Origin of the sequence: Bradyrhizobium sp. BWA-3-5 (assembly GCF_032917985.1) — a bacterium.
Classification (GTDB): domain Bacteria; phylum Pseudomonadota; class Alphaproteobacteria; order Rhizobiales; family Xanthobacteraceae; genus Bradyrhizobium.
Genome location: NZ_CP136626.1, coordinates 1388640 through 1406855 on the forward strand (window position 1 = coordinate 1388640; position 18216 = coordinate 1406855).

The 18216-nt window shown below is 63.4% G+C and carries 17 protein-coding genes; 14 read left to right on the top strand and 3 right to left on the bottom strand.

All coding sequences use genetic code 11. From position 1 onward, the window contains the following. Positions 1 to 123 precede the first annotated feature (123 nt). From RX331_RS06725 to RX331_RS06735, 3 genes are all read left to right on the top strand, one after another. Positions 124 to 2172 (top strand): elongation factor G, encoded by a 2049-nt coding sequence (locus RX331_RS06725; protein WP_317255828.1) that lies wholly within the window; start codon positions 124 to 126, stop codon positions 2170 to 2172. A gap of 140 nt (positions 2173 to 2312) precedes the next feature. Further along, on the top strand, positions 2313 to 3146 hold the full coding sequence (locus tag RX331_RS06730) for a shikimate dehydrogenase (protein WP_317255829.1): 834 nt from the start codon (positions 2313 to 2315) through the stop codon (positions 3144 to 3146). Positions 3147 to 3232: 86 nt separating this feature from the next. Then, a complete protein-coding gene (locus tag RX331_RS06735) occupies positions 3233 to 3859 on the top strand; it encodes a hypothetical protein (protein WP_317255830.1) in 627 nt (208 codons plus the stop codon). A gap of 117 nt (positions 3860 to 3976) precedes the next feature. On the opposite strand, the gene RX331_RS06740 is transcribed toward RX331_RS06735, so the two are convergent. Next, complete coding sequence (locus RX331_RS06740) at positions 3977 to 4303, bottom strand: DUF3303 domain-containing protein (protein WP_317255831.1); 327 nt, start codon at positions 4301 to 4303, stop codon at positions 3977 to 3979. A 314-nt stretch (positions 4304 to 4617) separates the two neighbouring features. On the opposite strand from RX331_RS06740, the gene RX331_RS06745 reads away from it, so the two are divergent. Next, on the top strand, positions 4618 to 5244 hold the full coding sequence (locus RX331_RS06745) for a hypothetical protein (RefSeq protein ID WP_317255832.1): 627 nt from the start codon (positions 4618 to 4620) through the stop codon (positions 5242 to 5244). A gap of 177 nt (positions 5245 to 5421) precedes the next feature. Here the strand turns inward: RX331_RS06745 and RX331_RS06750 are convergent, their stop codons facing one another. Beyond that, positions 5422 to 6558 carry an alpha-hydroxy acid oxidase gene (locus RX331_RS06750; protein ID WP_317255833.1) on the bottom strand — a complete coding sequence of 379 codons (1137 nt, stop codon included), beginning with the start codon at positions 6556 to 6558 and terminating at the stop codon, positions 5422 to 5424. A 91-nt stretch (positions 6559 to 6649) separates the two neighbouring features. On the opposite strand from RX331_RS06750, the gene RX331_RS06755 reads away from it, so the two are divergent. The 3 genes from RX331_RS06755 (at position 6650) to RX331_RS06765 (ending at position 9814) form a co-directional block, all read left to right on the top strand. Beyond that, positions 6650 to 6847, top strand: a complete 198-nt coding sequence (locus tag RX331_RS06755; RefSeq protein ID WP_410708140.1) for a hypothetical protein — start codon at positions 6650 to 6652, stop codon at positions 6845 to 6847. Between the two features lie 214 nt (positions 6848 to 7061). Next, on the top strand, positions 7062 to 8408 hold the full coding sequence (gene glmM / locus RX331_RS06760) for a phosphoglucosamine mutase (RefSeq protein ID WP_317255834.1): 1347 nt from the start codon (positions 7062 to 7064) through the stop codon (positions 8406 to 8408). Positions 8409 to 8554: 146 nt separating this feature from the next. Then, the gene (locus RX331_RS06765) at positions 8555 to 9814 is read left to right on the top strand and encodes an MFS transporter (protein ID WP_317255835.1); all 1260 of its coding nucleotides are present in this window, start codon (positions 8555 to 8557) and stop codon (positions 9812 to 9814) included. 191 nt (positions 9815 to 10005) lie between these two features. On the opposite strand, the gene RX331_RS06770 is transcribed toward RX331_RS06765, so the two are convergent. Beyond that, positions 10006 to 10221 carry a hypothetical protein gene (locus tag RX331_RS06770; RefSeq protein WP_317258387.1) on the bottom strand — a complete coding sequence of 72 codons (216 nt, stop codon included), beginning with the start codon at positions 10219 to 10221 and terminating at the stop codon, positions 10006 to 10008. Between RX331_RS06770 and RX331_RS06775 the strand changes: the two genes are divergently transcribed. From RX331_RS06775 to RX331_RS06805, 7 genes are all read left to right on the top strand, one after another. Then, complete coding sequence (locus tag RX331_RS06775) at positions 10142 to 10999, top strand: outer membrane protein (RefSeq protein WP_317255836.1); 858 nt, start codon at positions 10142 to 10144, stop codon at positions 10997 to 10999. The two genes, RX331_RS06770 and RX331_RS06775, sit on opposite strands and share 80 nt — an antisense overlap. A gap of 192 nt (positions 11000 to 11191) precedes the next feature. Then, positions 11192 to 12016 (top strand): outer membrane protein, encoded by an 825-nt coding sequence (locus RX331_RS06780; RefSeq protein ID WP_317258048.1) that lies wholly within the window; start codon positions 11192 to 11194, stop codon positions 12014 to 12016. Positions 12017 to 12098: 82 nt separating this feature from the next. Then, positions 12099 to 12689, top strand: a complete 591-nt coding sequence (locus RX331_RS06785) for a glutathione S-transferase family protein (protein ID WP_317255837.1) — start codon at positions 12099 to 12101, stop codon at positions 12687 to 12689. A gap of 298 nt (positions 12690 to 12987) precedes the next feature. Then, a complete protein-coding gene (locus RX331_RS06790) occupies positions 12988 to 13182 on the top strand; it encodes a hypothetical protein (RefSeq protein ID WP_317255838.1) in 195 nt (64 codons plus the stop codon). A gap of 79 nt (positions 13183 to 13261) precedes the next feature. Then, positions 13262 to 14434: a phosphoserine transaminase gene (locus RX331_RS06795; protein ID WP_317255839.1), complete on the top strand. Its 1173-nt coding sequence runs from the start codon at positions 13262 to 13264 to the stop codon at positions 14432 to 14434. Between the two features lie 195 nt (positions 14435 to 14629). Then, the gene (serA, locus tag RX331_RS06800) at positions 14630 to 16219 is read left to right on the top strand and encodes a phosphoglycerate dehydrogenase (RefSeq protein WP_317255840.1); all 1590 of its coding nucleotides are present in this window, start codon (positions 14630 to 14632) and stop codon (positions 16217 to 16219) included. Between the two features lie 198 nt (positions 16220 to 16417). Further along, the gene (locus tag RX331_RS06805) at positions 16418 to 18097 is read left to right on the top strand and encodes a mucoidy inhibitor MuiA family protein (protein ID WP_317255841.1); all 1680 of its coding nucleotides are present in this window, start codon (positions 16418 to 16420) and stop codon (positions 18095 to 18097) included. The last annotated feature ends 119 nt before the right edge of the window (positions 18098 to 18216 follow it).

The following is an 18216-nucleotide window of genomic DNA, read 5'->3' on the forward strand; positions in this document are numbered from 1 at the left end:
ACGCCAATATCGACTGGATGCACCGCAGCGAATTTTTCCCGCTTGCCAAATCGTCCGGACGGGCGGAGCATTGGAAGTCGCCGACCCAATCACGGGCCGAGCTCCAAAGATAAGGAGGCGGCAATGGGACAAGACGTCAGAAGTCCCCGTGGTCCACGGTGCATCGCGCTGGTGGGCCCTTTCCAAAGCGGTAAAACCACACTTCTGGAAGCCATACTGGCGCGAACGGGCGCCATTAAAAATGCCGGCAGCGTCGATGCCGGAACTTCCGTCGGCGATGCCACCCCCGAGGCGCGCCACCACAAGATGGGGGTCGGCCTTTCCGCCGCCTCCACCACCTTCATGGGCGACAGTTACACCTTTATCGATTGTCCCGGCTCGGTCGAGTTCGCGCACGACATGCGCGCCGCGTTGCCCGCCGTCGATGCCGCGGTCGTGGTCTGCGAGGCGGACGAGAAGAAGCTGCCGCAACTGCAGATCATCCTGCGCGAGCTGGAGGATCTCGGCATTCCGCGTTTTCTGTTTTTGAACAAGATCGATCGCGCCAACCAGCGCATCCGCGAGACGCTGGCGATGCTGCAGCCGGCCTCGCGCGTGCCGCTGGTGCTGCGGCAGATTCCGATCTGGAACGGCGAGTTGATCGAAGGTTTTGTCGATCTCGCGCTCGAACGCGCCTTCGTCTACCGCGAGCACAAGCCGTCCGAAGTGGTCGCATTGGAGGGCGGCAATCTCGACCGCGAGAAGGAGGCGCGCTTCTCGATGCTGGAGAAGCTTGCCGACCATGACGATGCGTTGATGGAGCAGCTGCTGGAAGACATCCCGCCGCCGCGCGACGCGGTGTTCGACGATCTCGCCCGTGAACTGCGCGAAGGCGTGATCTGCCCGGTGCTATTAGGCGCGGCGGCGCGTGAGAATGGCGTGCTGCGGCTGATGAAAGCGCTGCGCCATGAAGCGCCCGGGATCGCCGAGACGGCAAAGCGCCTCGGCGCATCGCCGCAAAAGGATGCACTCGCCTACGTGTTCAAGACGCTGCATCTGCAGCACGGCGGCAAGCTGTCGCTGGTGCGGCTGCTCGCCGGACACCTCGATGACGGCGCGACGCTGCAATCGTCTTCCGGTGAGGCCGGACGCGTGTCCGGCATTCTCGCCGTCAGCGGCGCGCACGACACCAAGCGGCCGTCGGCGGAAGCCGGCGACACCGTCGCGCTCGGCAAGCTTGACGCGGTCAAGACCGGCGACACGCTGTCCAGCGGGAAGACCGCGCCAGCGGCGCTCGTGCAGATCGCACCAGTGCCGCCGGTGCTCGCGATGTCGCTCTCGGCGAATGACCGCAAGGACGACGTCAAGCTCGGCCAGGCGCTGCTGCGGTTGAACGAGGAAGACCCGTCGCTGACCATGATCCAGAATCCGCGCACCCACGACATCGTGCTGTGGGGGCAGGGCGAGATGCATCTGCGCGTCGCGCTCGAACGCCTGCGCGACCGGTTCGGGGTCAATGTCAAGTCGCAGCCGCCCGCGATCGGTTATCAGGAGACCATCCGCAAATCGATCACCCAGCGCGGCCGCCACAAGAAGCAGTCCGGCGGCCACGGCCAGTTCGGCGACGTCGTGCTGGAGATCAAGCCAGTGCCGCGCGGCACCGGCTTCGAATTCCACGAAAAGGTCGTCGGCGGCGCGGTGCCGCGCAACTATATCGGCGCGGTGGAGGAGGGTGTGGTCGACGGCCTTGCGAAAGGCCCGCTCGGCTTCCCCGTCATCGACGTTCACGTCACCCTGACCGACGGCTCCTATCACAGCGTCGATTCCTCCGATCTCGCGTTCCGCACCGCGGCGCGGATCGGCATGAGCGAAGGGCTGCCGCAGTGCCAGCCGGTGCTGCTGGAGCCGATCCATGTGGTGGAGATCGTCTGTCCGACCGAGGCGACCGCGAAGATCAACGCCATCCTGTCGGCGCGCCGCGGCCAGATCCTCGGCTTCGACACCCGCGAGGGTTGGACCGGCTGGGACTGCGTCCGCGCCACCATGCCGGAGGCGGAGATCGGCGACCTGATCGTGGAACTGCGCTCGGCCACCGCCGGCGCCGGCAGTTTTACGCGCACCTTCGACCGCATGGCCGAGGTCACCGGCCGCGCCGCCGACCAGATCATCGCCGCGCATCGCGTCGCGGCGTGACGTTGCGGGCTCCCTCTCCCCGTGAAGGACGGGGAGAGGGGAAGCGCCACCCGTGCGCTTGACATGCCGGGCGGGACACGAAATGGATCGCCTTCCAAGAATTTTGGAAAGCCTCGTGTCCCACGCCGCAGAGAACCGCTGTGTCTAAACCCCCTGCCGCCTGCCTGATTGGATGGCCGGCTGCGCATTCGCGATCGCCGTTGATCCATCGCTACTGGCTGCGCACGCTCGGCATCGAGGGCGGCTATGTCATCGAGGCGGTGCCGCCGGACGAGTTCAAGGATTTCATCTTCCGCCTATCGCTGCGCGGCTTCGTCGGCGCCAACGTCACCATTCCGCACAAAGAGCAGGCGCTGGCGCTGTCGAAACCGGATGCGCGGGCGCGCGCAGTCGGCGCGGCCAATACGCTGTGGTTTGCCGACGGCGAACTCTGCTCGACCAATACTGACGTCGAAGGCTTCATCAACAATCTCGATGCCTGCGCCGATGGTTGGAGCAGATGCGACGAAGCGCTGGTGCTTGGCGCCGGCGGCTCCTCGCGCGCCGTGCTGTTCGGCCTGCTCGAGCGTGGCATCAAGCGCATCCATCTCGCCAACCGCACCACGGTGCGCGCGCAGGCGCTGGCGGATGAGTTCGGCGCGCGCGTCGTGCCTGGCGCGTGGGATGCGATCGGCTATCTCCTGCCGCGCACGGGCCTCCTGGTGAACACGACCTCGCTTGGCATGAAGGGCCAGGCGCCGCTCGAAATCGACGTCGCGCTGTTGCCGGGCGAGGCCGTCGTCGCCGATCTCGTTTACGTGCCGCTCGACACGCCGCTATTGGCGGCGGCCCGGGCGCGCGGCCTCAAGACGGCCGACGGGCTCGGCATGCTGCTGCATCAGGCGGTGCGCGGCTTCGAATTGTGGTTCGGCCGGCGGCCCGAGGTAACCGCGGAGCTTCGCGCGCTGGTCGAAGCCGATCTCACGAATACATGATCGGCCGCTCGCGGACAGTTGAGCCGGAATTTTTTTGATCAGCCGGGGTCAATGGCTACGTCAGTGCCGCCACCGGAGATCCCAGCATGCCCGTTCACCGCTTTCAGTTCGTTCGCCCGCTTGTCGCCGTCGCGATGGTGACCGGTTCCACGCTTTACGCGATCGCCCAGCAGCCGCCGACGCCGACGCGCGTCCGCGGCACCATCGAGGCCGTCGACGGCAATGTGCTCGCGGTCAAGTCGCGCGGCGGCGAGGATGTCAAGCTGAACATGACCGGCGACGTCAACGTCGTCGGGATCACAAAAATTGCACTGTCGGACATCAAGGTCGGCTCCTTCATCGGCACCACCACGGTGCCGGGCCCCGACGGCAGCCAGAACGCGGTCGAGGTGCATGTGTTTCCGGAAAACATGCGCGGCACCGGCGAGGGCTCGCGGCCCTACGATCTGCGGCCCAACTCCACCATGACCAACGCCACGGTGGCGGACGCCGTGGTCGGCAATGACGGCCATACCCTGACGATCAAGTATCGGGGCGGCGAGAAGAAGGTCGTGGTCTCGCCAGAGACGCCTGTCGTGACCTATGTTCCGGCCGACAAGTCCGACCTTAAGCCGGGCGCCAAAGTAATCGCCTTCATGAAGAAACTGCCGGACGGCTCGCTCGAGACCAGCCGCGTCAGCGTCGGCCGCGACGGCCTGACCCCGCCGATGTGACGCGCTTCCCTCTCCCTTTGCGGGAGAGGGGCGACCTTCCAAAAGCCGGTCCTTGCTGCTGCAGGGAAGGTAGCAGCAGGAACTCCCAGCCGCCTAGCGACAAGTTGCGACGAGTCGCTAGACACTCGCTGCCCTTCTCGCCCAGTCCAGTGAACTGGCATTTATCGGAATGGCCTCGCCAACATCGATTACGGGAACGACATTGATGTCATTCCAGTAATTGTACTTCGAGACGAAGGCAGTGATGACCTTGGGGTCGTTGGCCTCTGCCAAGACGTAGCCGCCTCTTCCGGTGAGATCTGAGACGAACGCGTGGATCGTCAAACCCTTCTCTTCTTCCGCTTTCCATTTGCTGAACGCCGTCAGGAGCGAGTGCGACCCTGCAAAATTCTGATCAAACGAAAGGCCTGCTGTGCGAACCGTGTACTCGAGCATGTATTTCATGATCCCTCCGAAGACTTGGGTAGAAAGGAAGACGTGGGGAGAAACGAGCACTTGGGGAGAAACGAAGACCTGGGCGAGAAAATACCTCGCACCTTGCCAATGGCATGCACTGCAATGCTCGGACGTTGATTCAAATCAACGGAAGTAGTCGCCGCGGCCCCTCGCCGGGCATACCGATCCCGCACGTTTAAGGCGATAGTTGTATCATTCCACCATAAAGGGAGGCTGGAAACGAAGAACCGGCGCTGCGGAATACCCGGTCAGTTCCGGGGTTTGCGTTGAGTTGGGCGCCTATTCCATCTTGGAGGACTATCATGCAAAAATCTTCTTCATGGCCGCGCCTGCTCGCGGCCACGCTTGGCCTTGCCACCCTGGTTGCGGTGGAAGCCTCCGCACAGCAGCCGCCGACGGTCCGCATCCGCGGCACCATCGAGGCGGTGGACGGCCCCGTGCTGTCGATCAAGTCGCGCGAGGGCACCGACATGAAGGTGAAGATGACCGACAACGTCGCTGTGTTCGCCGTCGTGAAGACCGAGCTTTCCGAAATCAAGGAAGGCTCCTATATCGGCGTCACCGGCATGCCCGAGCCTGACGGCACCCAGAAAGCGGTCGCGGTGCATATCTTCCCCGAAAATCAGCGCGGCGCCGCCGAAGGCTTTCGTCCCTGGGACCAGCGGCCGAACTCGACCATGACCAACGCCACCGTCGCGCAGACGGTGAAGGGCACCGACGGCCAGAACATTCTGGTCAAGTACAAGGACGGCGAGAAGAAAGTCGTGGTGCCGCCGGATACGCCCGTCGTCACTTTCGTCGCCAGTGACAAGTCCGAGATCAAGCCGGGCGCGAAGATCATCATCTTCGGCGCGGTGAAGAAGGACGACGGCACGCTCGAAGCGAACCGCGTCAATGTCGGTCGCGACGGGATCACACCGCCGATGTGACGGCTATAGGACGGCTAGCGAGCTCTCTCAACGGGTCGTCCCCGCGAACGCGGGGATCCATAGCCACCGTTGCTTGTTGTGGATCGAAGGCGGCTACCACATCGCTTTACCGAACGGCCGCGGCGTATGGGTCCCCGCGGTTCGCGGGGACGACGATGAACTTGTCTCGCCGCTTCCTCAAACCGCCAGTACGTCGTCGTTGATCTCGGCCACCGTGTTGACGCCGCACAGGCCCATGGTCGTGAGCATTTCCTTGGCGAGGATGTCGATCGCCTTCGCGACGCCGGCCTCGCCGCCGGCACCCAGGCCGTAGGCATAGGCACGGCCGATCATGCAGGATTTTGCGCCGAGTGCGAGCGCGCGCACCACGTCCATGCCGGTGCGGATGCCGCCGTCGAACATGATCTCCATCCGCGAGCCTACGGCATCGACGATCTCCGGCAGTACCTCGATCGAGGACGGCGCGCCGTCGAGCTGGCGGCCGCCGTGGTTGGAGACGACGATCGCCTGCGCACCGGTTTTGGCCGCGAGTTCGGCGTCCTCGACGTCGAGAATGCCCTTCAGGATCAGCTTGCCCGGCCAGATCGAGCGGATCCAGTCGAGGTCCTTCCAGTTCAGCGAGGTGTCGAACTGCGAGGCGGTCCATTCCGCCAGTTTATTGAGATCCTCGGTGCCTTTGACGTGGCCGACGATGTTGCCGAAGCTGCGGCGCTTGCCGCGCAAGACGCCCGCGACCCATGAAGGCTTGCTGGCAAAGTCGAGCAGTTTTGCCAGCGTCCATTCCGGCGGCACCGACATGCCGTTCTTGATGTCTTGGTGGCGCTGGCCGATCACCTGCAGGTCGACGGTCAATACCAGCGCCGAGCACTTTGCCGCGATGGCGCGCTCGATCAGCGCCTTGATGAAGCCGCGGTCCTTCATGACGTAGAGCTGGAACCAGAACGGCTTGTCGACGGCGGCGGCGATGTCTTCGATCGAGCAGATCGACATCGTGCTCTGGGTAAAGGGAATGCCGGCGGCCTGCGCCGCGCGGCAGGCGTGAATCTCGCCGTCGCCATGCTGCATGCCGAGCAGGCCGACCGGCGCGAGCACCAGCGGCATCGCGGCGGGCTCGCCGAGGATCGTAGTGGAGAGATTGCGCTTGGAGACGTCGACCAGGATGCGCTGGCGGAACTTGATCTGCTGCATATCCTCGAGATTGGCGCGCAGCGTGTCCTCGGTGTAGGAGCCGCGGTCGGCATAGTCGAAAAATGCCTTGGGGACCCTGCGCTTGTGCAACTGGCGCAGATCCTCAATGCAGGTGATGTGCTTCATTGGACGTCCCGCCCTTCTTGAATTTCGTAAGTCCGCCGTCATCTAGCATGGTTGGATGGCCAGCCAAATCGCATCTCGGGAAGCGCCATTCATGACGGGAAAACATCCCATGACCCATCCGCGCAAAGCTGCATCTGACAAGGCCGGCCCGGCCACCTCCGAGGACAGGCGCCGGCTCGACGATGCCCTAGAAGAGGGGCTGAAGAAGACCTTTCCGGCGTCCGATCCGGTCAATGTCACCCAGCCGCCGCCCTCAAGGGCGGACCGCCGCATCAAGCGGGGGAACTAGCGCGCCCGAGCAGGCGCTCGTCTCTCCAGGGGAAATATGCATTAATACCAAATGGTTAGGTGACAATCGCGGGCGCTTCTGGCCGTAATGATTCATCATATTTTTTGAAGCCATTTTAGTGGCCGAGAGACTATAACCGCTGCACGCCCCGATCGAGGGCGTTCGGCGATTCGTGGCGTGATGGGTCCACGTCCCGAAATGGCTTGGGGGTTTTATGAGCCGCAAATATTTCGGTACCGACGGCATCAGGGGTCGCGCCAACGGCCTGATTACGCCGGAGCTCGCGCTCAAGGTGGGGCAGGCGGCCGGCCTGGTGTTTCAGCGCGGCGAGCATCGCCACCGCGTCGTCATCGGCAAGGATACGCGGCTCTCCGGCTATATGATCGAATACGCCATGGTGGCCGGCTTCACCTCGGTTGGCATGGACGTGCTGCTGCTCGGCCCGATGCCGACGCCGGCGGTCGCGATGCTGACCAAGTCGATGCGCGCCGACCTCGGCGTGATGATCTCGGCCTCGCACAATTTGTTCGAGGACAACGGCATCAAGCTGTTCGGCCCGCAGGGCTTCAAGCTTTCCGACGACGTCGAGAAGCAGATCGAGCAGCTGCTCGACGAGCCGATCGACCGCCGCCTGGCGCAGAGCGCCAGCCTCGGGCGCGCCCGCCGTATCGACGGCGTCCATGACCGCTACATCGAATTCGCCAAGCGCACGCTGCCGCGCGAGCTGTCGCTCGACGGCCTGCGCGTCGTGGTCGACTGCGCGCACGGCGCGGCCTACAAGGTGGTGCCGGAAGCGCTGTGGGAGCTGGGCGCCGACGTCATCGCGATCGGCGTCGATCCTGATGGTTTCAACATCAACAAGGAATGCGGTTCGACCTCGCCCGAGATGCTGGCCAAGAAGGTGCGCGAGATGCGCGCCGATATCGGCATCGCGCTCGACGGCGACGCCGATCGCGTCATCCTGGTCGACGAGCGCGGCCATGTCGTCGATGGCGACCAGCTGCTCGCGGTGATCGCGCAAAGCTGGAAGGAAGACGGCCGCCTCGCCAAGCCCGGCATCGTCGCCACCGTGATGTCGAATCTAGGCCTCGAGCGCTTTCTCGAAGGCCAGGGTCTCGGCATGGTGCGCACGCCGGTCGGCGACCGCTACGTGCTCGAGCAGATGCTGAGCCAGGGCTATAATCTCGGCGGCGAGCCCTCGGGCCATATCATTCTTTCCGACTACGCCACGACCGGCGACGGCTTCGTCGCCGCGCTGCAGGTGCTCGCCGTGGTGCAGAAGCTGCGCCGCCCGGTGTCGGAGGTCTGCCACCGCTTCGACCCGCTGCCGCAGATCCTGAAGAACGTGCGCTATCGCAGCGGAAAGCCGCTCGACAATGACGAAGTGAAATCGGCGATCACGGACGGCGAGAACCGCCTCAACGGCCACGGTCGCCTTCTGGTCCGCTCGTCCGGCACCGAGCCGGTCATCCGCGTGATGGGTGAGGGCGACGACCGAGACCTGGTCGAGGACGTCGTCGACCAGATCGTCAGCGCGCTTGGCCACGCCGCGGCGGCATAAGCCGGCTTTATCCTGACAACATGGAATCGCTGATCGGCGGTGCGCAGCAGCGCATCGCAGCCATCGTCTATTGGTGCTGGTCGCCGCGCTGCGATGCGGCGTAGAAAGACGGTATTGCGCCCGCCGGCATTTTTGGGAATGCGCCGTTGAACAAGCCCGTCATCGTATCAGAGGAAACCGCGACCGCGCCGGTCGTGGTGGCGGACGCAGCGCCCGGCCTTGCCGCCAAGGCGGCCGCTGCCGGGCCGGCCTATGTCGTGCTCGCCGGCATCAGCTTCTCGCATTTTCTCAATGACACCATGCAGTCGTTGATCGCCTCCGTCTATCCGATCCTGAAAGACACCTACGCGCTCGACTACGCGCAGATCGGCATGATCACGCTGGCGTTCCAGTTCACCGCGTCGCTGCTGCAGCCCGTGGTCGGGCACTTCACCGACAAGAAGGCGCAGCCGTTCTCGCTCGCGATCGGCATGGGCTTTACTTTCATTGGTCTCTTGCTGCTCAGCGTCGCGCATCTCTATCCGATCATCCTGATCGCTGCGGCGCTGGTTGGATTAGGCTCGGCGGTGTTCCATCCGGAATCGGCGCGCATTGCGCGGCTGGCGTCCGGCGGTCGCTACGGCATGGCGCAATCGGTGTTTCAGCTCGGCGGCAGTTTCGGCACCTCGATGGGGCCAGTGCTGGCGGCGCTGATCGTGGTGCCGTTCGGCCAGCCGTCGATCGCCTGGTTCTCGTCGATCGCATTTCTGGCGATCGTGATCCTGTGGCGGATCGGCGTCTGGTACAGGCCGCAGATCACGACCAAGAAGACGGCCGCTGTGGCACGGCATCCGGACCATCCGGATCCCCGGCGCGTGAAAATCGCGCTCGCGGTGCTGGTCGCGCTCCTGTTCTCGAAACAGCTCTACGTGTCGAGTCTGTCGAGCTATTACATCTTCTACCTGATCGACAAGTTTCAGGTCTCGACCCAGGCGGCCCAGCTCTATCTCTTCATCTTCCTCGCCGCCAATGCGGCGGGCGCGTTCTTCGGCGGGCCGCTCGGCGATCGCTACGGACGCAAATACGTTCTCTGGTTCTCGATCCTGGGCGCGCTGCCGTTCACGCTGGCGCTGCCCTATGCAGGTCTCGTCGGCAGCGCCGTGCTGACGGTCTTCATCGGCCTGATCCTCTCGTCGGCGACGTCGTCGATCATCGTGTTCGCGCAGGAATTGATGCCGCACCGCTTCGGCATGATCTCGGGCGTGTTCTTCGGTGTCGCCTTCGGCATCGGCGGACTTGGCGCTGCCGTACTCGGCAAGGTCGCCGACCACACCGGCATCGCCTTCGTCTATCACCTTTGCGCGTTCCTGCCCGCGCTTGGCCTGCTTGCGGTGTTCCTGCCGAAGATGCCGAGACAGATACATTGAAGACCAGATGCGCCAACAACGCAGCGTCTACGCTACGCACGCTTGCAAGATAAGCGTGGGTGAGGGGCGGCCGGCCGCGTCAACAAAAGCTTAACGACGCGGCCATGCGCGCATCTCTCGTTAGGATGTGGGGCGATTTCGCCATTTTTTTCGGTGCAATTGCGCGCGAGATTCGCGTGAAAAACGCGTCGCTAAGAAAGTGAGAGATTGTCAACCTTAAAAATTAGGGTTAAGCGCCGCTTAAACATTTGATGCCATCGTCCCGTCCGTGAGTTTTGAAGTGGGGCCTTTTTGTAGTCAGCCTCACCGGACAAAAGGACGGAGCCCATGCGTAGCGTAAAGTCTTTCATTGCCGCCGGTGCGGCCACATTGTTGTCCTCGGCGGCGTTTGCTGCCGACATGGCCATCGCGCCTCCGCCCGCTTATGCGCCTCCTCCCGTGGTCGAGGATTTCGGCGGCTGGTATCTGCGCGGCGACATCGGCTTTTCCAATCAGAGCGTCAAACGTTTGAACAACGCGCTCGATTCGACTCTTCTCACTCAGAACCAGCAGCTCGATTTCGCCACTGCGGGAATCTTCGGGCTCGGTGTCGGCTATCAGGTGAATAGATGGTTCCGCGCTGACGTCACGGGAGAATATCGGGGCAAGTCCAGCTTCTCTGGTCTCGACCTAAACACATTCAACTTCGGTGGATTCGTCCACAATGGCTCGAATAAATATACGGCGAACAAATCCGAGTTGCTATTTCTCGCCAATGCCTACGTCGATCTGGGAACGTGGTGGTGCGTGACTCCATTTATCGGCGCCGGTGTCGGTACCTCGAGAGTGACGATTTCGGGTTTCACCGATCAGGGCCTCTCGGATGCTGTTGTTGGCTTCCCGGCGACATACGGCGCGTCGCCGAGCGCAGCCTATGCTGACAAGGCGTCAAAATGGAATTTCGCCTGGGCGGTGTATGCCGGACTTGCCTATCAGATTTCGCCGAACGTCACGCTTGAGCTCGCGTATCGCTATGTCGATCTCGGCGATGGCGTTACCGGTGACGTCAAGACCTATCAGGGTGGCAACCTTGTCAACAACCCGATGACCTTCAAGGACATCACCTCGCATGATCTGAAGCTCGGCGTGCGCTGGAATCTGGAATCTCCGCAGGTCTACGCGCCGCCGCTGATCCGCAAAGGTTAATCGCGACTTCCATTCGTTAACGATTGGCGAGCGGCGCGGATCATTCCCGCGCCGTTTGCCTTTGTGCCGCGCGCGAAAAATGCGCGTCAGCTTTCCGACAAGATTGCGCCATTCGAAGCCCACGAAAACGATTGGTTAAGGTTAACAGGCGATGATCACGCTCAAGTTCAGTATGTCGGATGGAGCGTTGCGATGCGTCGATTCTTGCTGGTGACGATGGTGTGCGGAGGGGTGACGGGGGCGCAAGCCGCCGACATGCCGGACCTGCCGTTTCTGCGAGGGAGCTTCAGCGAGGGGCTGAGCGCTGCCAGGACCAATTGGGATGGCTTCTATGTCGGCGGTCAGGCCGGTTATGGTTCGTCCGACGCAAAGTTCTCCGGCTCGAACGCGAACATGCTTGCCACCCTGCTGGACCATAACGTCATCCAGCAGATGCAGGTTTCGCAATGGAATCTCGGCCTCGCGGGGCAATCGGCGCGCTCGTCGGCCTTCGGCGCCTTCGCCGGATATAACTCGCAATGGGACGACGTCGTCATCGGCCTCGAAGTAAGTTACATGCACGGCTCGTTCGGGGGAGCGTCCCGTGCAACCAAGGAACTAGTCAGCGGCTCGGCGTTGTCCGATGGCTTCTTCCACGACGTTGCCGTTGCTTCATCGGCATCGATTTCGATTTCAGATATAGCGACCTTCCGAGGGCGCGCCGCTTACGCGTGGGGCTGCTTTCTGCCCTACATGTTCGGCGGATTCGCGCTCGGCAAAGCCGATATCGCGCGTTCGGTCACCGTCTACGATGCTGTCAGCCCCACGATAAACGGGCCTTTCACGCCACTGGCAACGCTGAACGCCACGGATGTTGTGCACAATCACCTGATCTACGGTTACACGGCGGGCCTTGGCGTCGACATCAATCTGGTCGCCGGTCTCTTCATGCGTGCGGAGTGGGAGTATATTCGCTTCACCTCCCAGATCGACACCAACATCAATACCGTACGTGCCGGTGTCGGCTACAAATTCTGATTCTGCTGCCGTCGCATCTATCCAGGCGCCGTTGACAGTTGAGCCGCCGCCTGTTGCACTGTCGCCCTGACAGGGGCGGCACATGAAAATCTACGGCGATATCAATTCCGGCAATTGTCTGAAGGTGAAATGGGTGTGCGATCATCTCGCGCTGCCCTACACCTGGATCGCCATCGATACGCTCAAGGGCGAGACGCGCACCGCGGAGTTTCTGAAGCTCAACGGTGCCGGCCAGGTGCCGACGGTCGAGCTTGATGACGGCCGCACGCTGTCGCAGTCCAACGCGATCATCCGCTACCTTGCCCGCGGCTCCGGCCTGATCCCCTCGGATGCCTTCGCCCAAGGCAAGATGGACGAATGGCTGTTCTGGGAACAGTACAGCCACGAGCCCTATATCGCGGTGTGCCGCTTCCAGATGTTTTATCTGAAGAAGCCCGCCTCCGACCTCGATCCCGAGAAGGTCAAGCGCGGCTATGCTGCGCTGGCGCGAATGGAGCAGCAACTCGCCGCAACTCCATTTCTTGTCGGCGGCGCCGCCACGCTCGCCGACGTGTCGCTGCTTGCGTATACGCGCGTGGCGCATGAAGGCGGCTTTGATCTCGACGGCTACGCTGCGGTGCGCCGCTGGATCGCCGCGACCGAAAAATTCCTCGAGCTCCCGCCGACGCGCTGAATTTCAAAACGTTCGCAGAAGCATTGCACAAGCGTAGGGTGGGCCAAGGAGCGCAAGCGACGTGCCCACCATCCATCACCTTGCGCGCTGCTTGATGGTGGCACGCCGCGCATGATGAGACGAGAGGCGCTTTGCATGCTGGTTGAGTGGAGTTTCCGACAAAGCCCTCAGGTAGTCGTCGCTGTGAGATCGGGTTAACAACCGATAAACTACGCATGCGTCCGTGATTTTACGGACAGGAACGTCTCCGCTATTGCGACGTCTCCCATGGGGCTTGGGCAGCTTTGGGGATTTTCCGATGAAGAAATATTCGATCGTTCGTATCGGAAGCGAATATGTGGTGCAGGCTGGTGAGGCTCGTGTTTTGAAGGTCTCAAGCCGCCGGGAGGCGGCCAAGCTGGTCACCGATGCCGCCGAATTGCTGCAGGAGGAGCCGGCGCCGGCAGCGGAGGAAGGCTTATCAATCGGGCGTGATAGGCCCGATGTTTCTTGACGATTGGGCGCGATTCCCTTAATCACCGCCGCGGGACACCTCCCCCCAACGGGAGGCTTACTATCTGGAAGGATAGATCATGACCGTAGCGAAGCCCGCTTCGCGGCCGAACGTGCCGCATTTCTCCTCCGGCCCCTGTGCCAAGCGCCCCGGCTGGAATCCCCAAAATCTCAAAGACGCAGCCCTCGGCCGTTCGCACCGCGCCAAGCTCGGCAAGGCCAAGCTCAAGCTCGCGATCGAACTGACGCGCGAAGTGCTTGAAGTGCCCGCCGATTACAAGATCGGCATCGTGCCGGCGTCCGATACCGGCGCGGTCGAGATGGCGCTGTGGTCGCTGCTTGGCACCCGCCCGGTCACCACGATCGCCTGGGAATCCTTTGGCGAGGGCTGGGTCAGCGACATCGTCAAGGAATTGAAGCTCAAGGACGTCACCAAGCTGCACGCCGGCTATGGCGAGCTTCCCGATCTCTCCAAGGTCGACCAGGCCTCCGACGTCGTTTTCACCTGGAACGGCACGACATCAGGCGTGCGCGTGCCGAACGCCGACTGGATCAGCGCAGATCGTCAGGGTCTGACGATCTGCGACGCCACCTCGGCCGCCTTCGCGCAACCGCTCGATTTCGCCAAGCTCGATGTCGTGACGTTCTCCTGGCAGAAGGCGCTGGGCGGCGAGGCTGCGCATGGCATGCTGATCCTCTCGCCGCGCGCCGTGGAGCGGCTCGAGACTTACAAGCCGGCCTGGCCGCTGCCGAAGATCTTCCGCCTCACCAAGGGCGGCAAGCTCAACCAGGGCATCTTCGAGGGCGAGACCATCAACACGCCGTCGATGCTGTGTGTCGAGGATTACCTCGATGCGCTGAACTGGGCGAAGTCGATCGGCGGCCTCAAAGCCCTGATCGCGCGCGCCGACGCCAACACCAAGGTGCTGTCGGACTGGAAGGCGAAGACGCCGTGGATCGACTTCCTGGCGAAGGATCCGGCGATCCGCTCCAACACCTCGGTGTGCCTGAAGTTCACCGATCCCGCGATCACCTCACTTACTCCTGACGCACAGGCGGAGTTCTCCAAAAAGCTGGTTGCGCTAGTCGAGAAGGAGGCCGCCGGTTACGACTTCGCCTATTACCGCGATGCGCCGGCGGGTCTGCGGATCTGGTGTGGCGCGACCGTGGAAGCGTCCGATGTCGCGCTACTGACGCAGTGGATCGACTGGGCGTTCGCCGAAACCAAGGCCGCGTTGCCGAAGGCGGCTTGATTTCTTTCTTAGCCCCTCCCCGTTCTTACGGGGAGAGGTCGGATCGCTCGGCAGCGCAATCGCGCGCCTGAGCGATCTGGGTGAGGGGCTCTCTCCGCACCCGACGCACGTAGAATTCGCAGCCACAGTTTCACCCCCATCCCGGCGCTTCGCGCCGACCTCCCCCTCCAGGGGAAGGTGTGAAGGATCACTCCAATGTCCAAACCCAAAGTTCTCATTTCCGACGCGCTGTCTCCGGCCGCTGTTCAGATCTTCAAAGACCGCGGCATTGAGGTCGACTTCCAGCCCAATCTCGGCAAGGACAAGGACAAGCTCGCCGAGATCATCGGCGACTATGACGGCCTTGCGATCCGCTCCGCGACGAAGGCAACTGCCAAGATCATCGACAAGGCCAAGAAGCTGAAGGTGATCGGCCGCGCCGGCATCGGTGTCGACAATGTCGAAATCCCCGCGGCCACCGCCAAGGGCATCATCGTAATGAACACGCCGTTCGGCAATTCGATCACGACCGCCGAGCACGCGATCACGCTGATGCTGGCGCTGGCGCGCGAAATTCCGCAGGCCGACGTCTCGACGCAGGCCGGCAAGTGGGAGAAGAACCGCTTCATGGGCGTCGAGATCACCGGCAAGACGCTCGGCGTCGTCGGCTGCGGCAATATCGGCTCGATCGTGGCCGACCGCGCGCAGGGACTCAAGATGAAGGTGATCGGGTTCGATCCGTTCCTGTCGCCGGAGCGCGCCAAGGATATTGGCGTCGAGAAGGTCGAGCTCGACGAATTGTTCAAGCGCGCCGACTTCATCACGTTGCACACGCCGCTGACCGAGAAGACGAAGAACATCATCGACGCGGCGGCGATCGCCAAGATGAAGAAGGGCGTGCGCCTCATCAACTGCGCCCGCGGCGGCCTGGTCGACGAGCAGGCGCTGGTCGACGCGTTGAACTCCAAGCACGTCGCCGGCGCAGCCTTCGACGTGTTCGTCGAGGAGCCCGCGACCAAGAACGTTCTGTTCGGCCATCCCAACGTGATCTGCACCCCGCACCTCGGCGCCGCCACCACGGAAGCGCAGGAGAACGTCGCGCTGCAGGTCGCCGAGCAGATGTCGGATTATCTACTCACGGGCGCGATCTCGAACGCGGTGAATTTTCCGTCGATCACGGCGGAAGAGGCGCCGAAGCTGAAGCCGTTCATCGAGCTCGCCGAAAAGCTCGGCTCGTTCGCCGGCCAGCTCACCGAGAGCGGCATCATCAAGACCCAGATCACCTATGAGGGCCATGTTGCCGAGATGAAGATCAAGGCGATCACCTCGGCGGTGCTGTCGGGCCTGCTGCGGCCGATGCTGGGCGAGGTCAATGTGGTCTCCGCGCCTGTCGTCGCCAAAGAGCGCGGCATGGTGGTCGACGAGATCGTGCGCGCGGCGCAGAGCGACTATGAGAGCCTGATCACGGTCACCGTCATCACCGAACGGCAGGAACGCTCGGTATCCGGCACCGTCTATCACGACGGCAAGCCGCGGCTGGTCGACATCAAGGGCATCCGCGTCGACGCCGAATTCGGCAAGTCGATGATCTATGTGACCAACGAAGACAAGCCCGGCTTCATCGGCAGCTTCGCCGGCCTGCTCGGCGATGCCAAGATCAACATCGCCACCTTCCATCTCGGCCGCGTCAAGCAGGGCGGTGACGCCATCGCGCTGGTCGAGATCGACGGCCCCGTGCCCGCTGACGTGCTCAGCAAGGTGCAGGCGCTGCCCCAGGTGAAGCAGGCCAAGGCATTGGCGTTTTAAGGCGCTGGCGGTTTAACGCTGTCGCGTAAAAACGCCGAGCGAGCCCCGATGGGAGTCGAGGCTCGCCGGCGACGTATGCGCCGCAATCTTGCCCTAAATCCTGATCGAACCCGTTTCTCCTTCGCTGCGTCTCACGACTGGGGATGGTGGGCCCTTTTTGGTGCGCCGCCGTCAGGCGAACAGTTCAGGAGAAACTCCATGCGATTGAATGCGAACAGCTTTTTAACGACGAGCCTCGTCGTGCTGACGGCGTTTCTCGCCGGCCGGGCGCGGGCGGCCGACCTGCCGGCCAGTTCGGCGGTCGATGCCGTCACCGTCTATCCCGACGGCGCCAGCGTGACGCGCATCGTCGAGTTGGATCTTCCCGCCGGCGAGAACGCCGCCGTGCTCAAGGATTTTCCGCTGGCGCTCGATCCGTCGTCGCTCCGGGTCGAAGGCGAGGCGGCGGCCAAGCTCACGATTGGCGCGATCGACGCCAAGTCGCCGCGTGCGGCGCCGCCAGCCAACCTGCCCGAACTCGACAAGCGCATCGAGGTGTTGAAGGACGAGCGAACCAATCTGCAGGGCGCGATCGACGCGGCCAATGCACGGCGCAAATTCGCCGAGCGCTTCGCCGATACTTCGCCGACCGGAATCGGCGAGAAGGGCGAGGCGCGGCCGATTGCCGAATGGCGCGCGGCCTTTGCCGCGGTCGGCGATGAGATCGCCGGCGCCGACGCCGCAATCCGCGATGCGCAGCGCAAGCAGCGCGAAATCGACCGCGAGATCGCACGCCTCGAACAGGATCGCGCCCAGAAGCCGCCGAACAAGCTGGAGGTGCGGATCGAGCTCGCCGCCGCCGCTCCGACCAGGGCGACGCTGCGGGTAACCTATGCCGTGCGCAACGCGCGCTGGACGCCGCTCTACGACGCCCGGCTCGACGCCGGCGCCAGGGATCGCAAGCCGGCGCTCGAACTGGTGCGCCGTGCCGAAATTACCCAATCGTCCGGCGAGGACTGGTCCAATGTCGCGCTCAGCGTCTCCACCGTGCGCACGGCGCGCGGCGGCAGCGCGCCGGAGCTGAGCTCGCTTGTCGTGCAATATCCGCAGCCGCCGAGGCCGCAGGCGTCGGCCAGCGGCGCGGTGGACACCAACAGGCAGTTGCTACGCGCGGCGCCTGCGCCGATGGCCAAGATGGAGGAGGCGGTGGCTGGGGATCGGTTCCGGGTGGCCGATGAACAGCAGGCCACGGCCGATGTCAGCGGCTTCCAGGTGGTATTCAGGATTCCTGGCCGCGTCAGCCTCAGCGCGAGCGAGGGCGCCAAGAGCCTGCGCGTCTCCTCTGCGGCGATCGCCCCGGACCTTTCGGTCCGCGCCGCGCCGGTGAGGGACCCGACGGCGTTCCTCGAAGCGAGCTTCAAGCAGAATGAGGACGCGCCTCTCTTGCCGGGCCGGGTCTCGATCTACCGCGATGGCGTCTTTGTCGGGCGCGCCCTGATGGCCGCTGCAAGCAAGGACGAGACCGTGCGGCTCGGCTTCGGCGCCGACGACAAGATCAAGATCGAGCGCAACGTGCTCAAGCGCAACGAGGGCTCGGCCGGTCTGATCGTGACGACGTCGAAGACCGACGAACGCGCGTTCAAGACCACCGTGCGCAACGGCCACGACTTCCCGATCCGGATCGCGATCGAGGATCAGTTGCCGGTCAGCGAGAACGAGGAAATCCAGGTCGAGATGCTGCCCTCCACGACGCCGCCGACGGCGAGCAACATCCGCGACCGCCGCGGCGTGCTGGAATGGGCCTTCGAAGCCAAGGCGGGCGAGGTCAGGGACATCAACTTCGCCTGGCGGATTCGCTGGCCCAAGGACAAGGGCGTCGTGATGGTGCCGGCGGGGTAGTAGCCATCGTTCCCCGGCTGCGGTGCAGCACGCCGCGCCGCGGCGTGATGCACCGCTGGGCCGGGGTCCATCTGCAATGGGTCCCGGCTCTGCGGAGCAGCGCTGCGCACTGCATCGCG

Bases quoted from the DNA above. Each gene is read 5' to 3' on its own strand.
- RX331_RS06785 (WP_317255837.1), top strand. From the start codon at position 12,099: ATGAAAATCTACGGCGATATCAATTCCGGCAATTGTCTGAAGGTGAAA.
- RX331_RS06805 (WP_317255841.1), top strand. From the start codon at position 16,418: ATGCGATTGAATGCGAACAGCTTTTTAACGACGAGCCTCGTCGTGCTG.
- RX331_RS06740 (WP_317255831.1), bottom strand. From the start codon at position 4,303: ATGAAATACATGCTCGAGTACACGGTTCGCACAGCAGGCCTTTCGTTT.
- RX331_RS06795 (WP_317255839.1), top strand. From the start codon at position 13,262: ATGACCGTAGCGAAGCCCGCTTCGCGGCCGAACGTGCCGCATTTCTCC.
- RX331_RS06725 (WP_317255828.1), top strand. From the start codon at position 124: ATGGGACAAGACGTCAGAAGTCCCCGTGGTCCACGGTGCATCGCGCTG.
- RX331_RS06775 (WP_317255836.1), top strand. From the start codon at position 10,142: ATGCGTAGCGTAAAGTCTTTCATTGCCGCCGGTGCGGCCACATTGTTG.
- RX331_RS06790 (WP_317255838.1), top strand. From the start codon at position 12,988: ATGAAGAAATATTCGATCGTTCGTATCGGAAGCGAATATGTGGTGCAG.
- glmM (WP_317255834.1), top strand. From the start codon at position 7,062: ATGAGCCGCAAATATTTCGGTACCGACGGCATCAGGGGTCGCGCCAAC.
- RX331_RS06735 (WP_317255830.1), top strand. From the start codon at position 3,233: ATGCCCGTTCACCGCTTTCAGTTCGTTCGCCCGCTTGTCGCCGTCGCG.
- RX331_RS06780 (WP_317258048.1), top strand. From the start codon at position 11,192: ATGCGTCGATTCTTGCTGGTGACGATGGTGTGCGGAGGGGTGACGGGG.
- RX331_RS06770 (WP_317258387.1), bottom strand. From the start codon at position 10,221: ATGGCCATGTCGGCAGCAAACGCCGCCGAGGACAACAATGTGGCCGCA.
- RX331_RS06755 (WP_410708140.1), top strand. From the start codon at position 6,650: ATGACGGGAAAACATCCCATGACCCATCCGCGCAAAGCTGCATCTGAC.
- RX331_RS06745 (WP_317255832.1), top strand. From the start codon at position 4,618: ATGCAAAAATCTTCTTCATGGCCGCGCCTGCTCGCGGCCACGCTTGGC.
- RX331_RS06750 (WP_317255833.1), bottom strand. From the start codon at position 6,558: ATGAAGCACATCACCTGCATTGAGGATCTGCGCCAGTTGCACAAGCGC.
- serA (WP_317255840.1), top strand. From the start codon at position 14,630: ATGTCCAAACCCAAAGTTCTCATTTCCGACGCGCTGTCTCCGGCCGCT.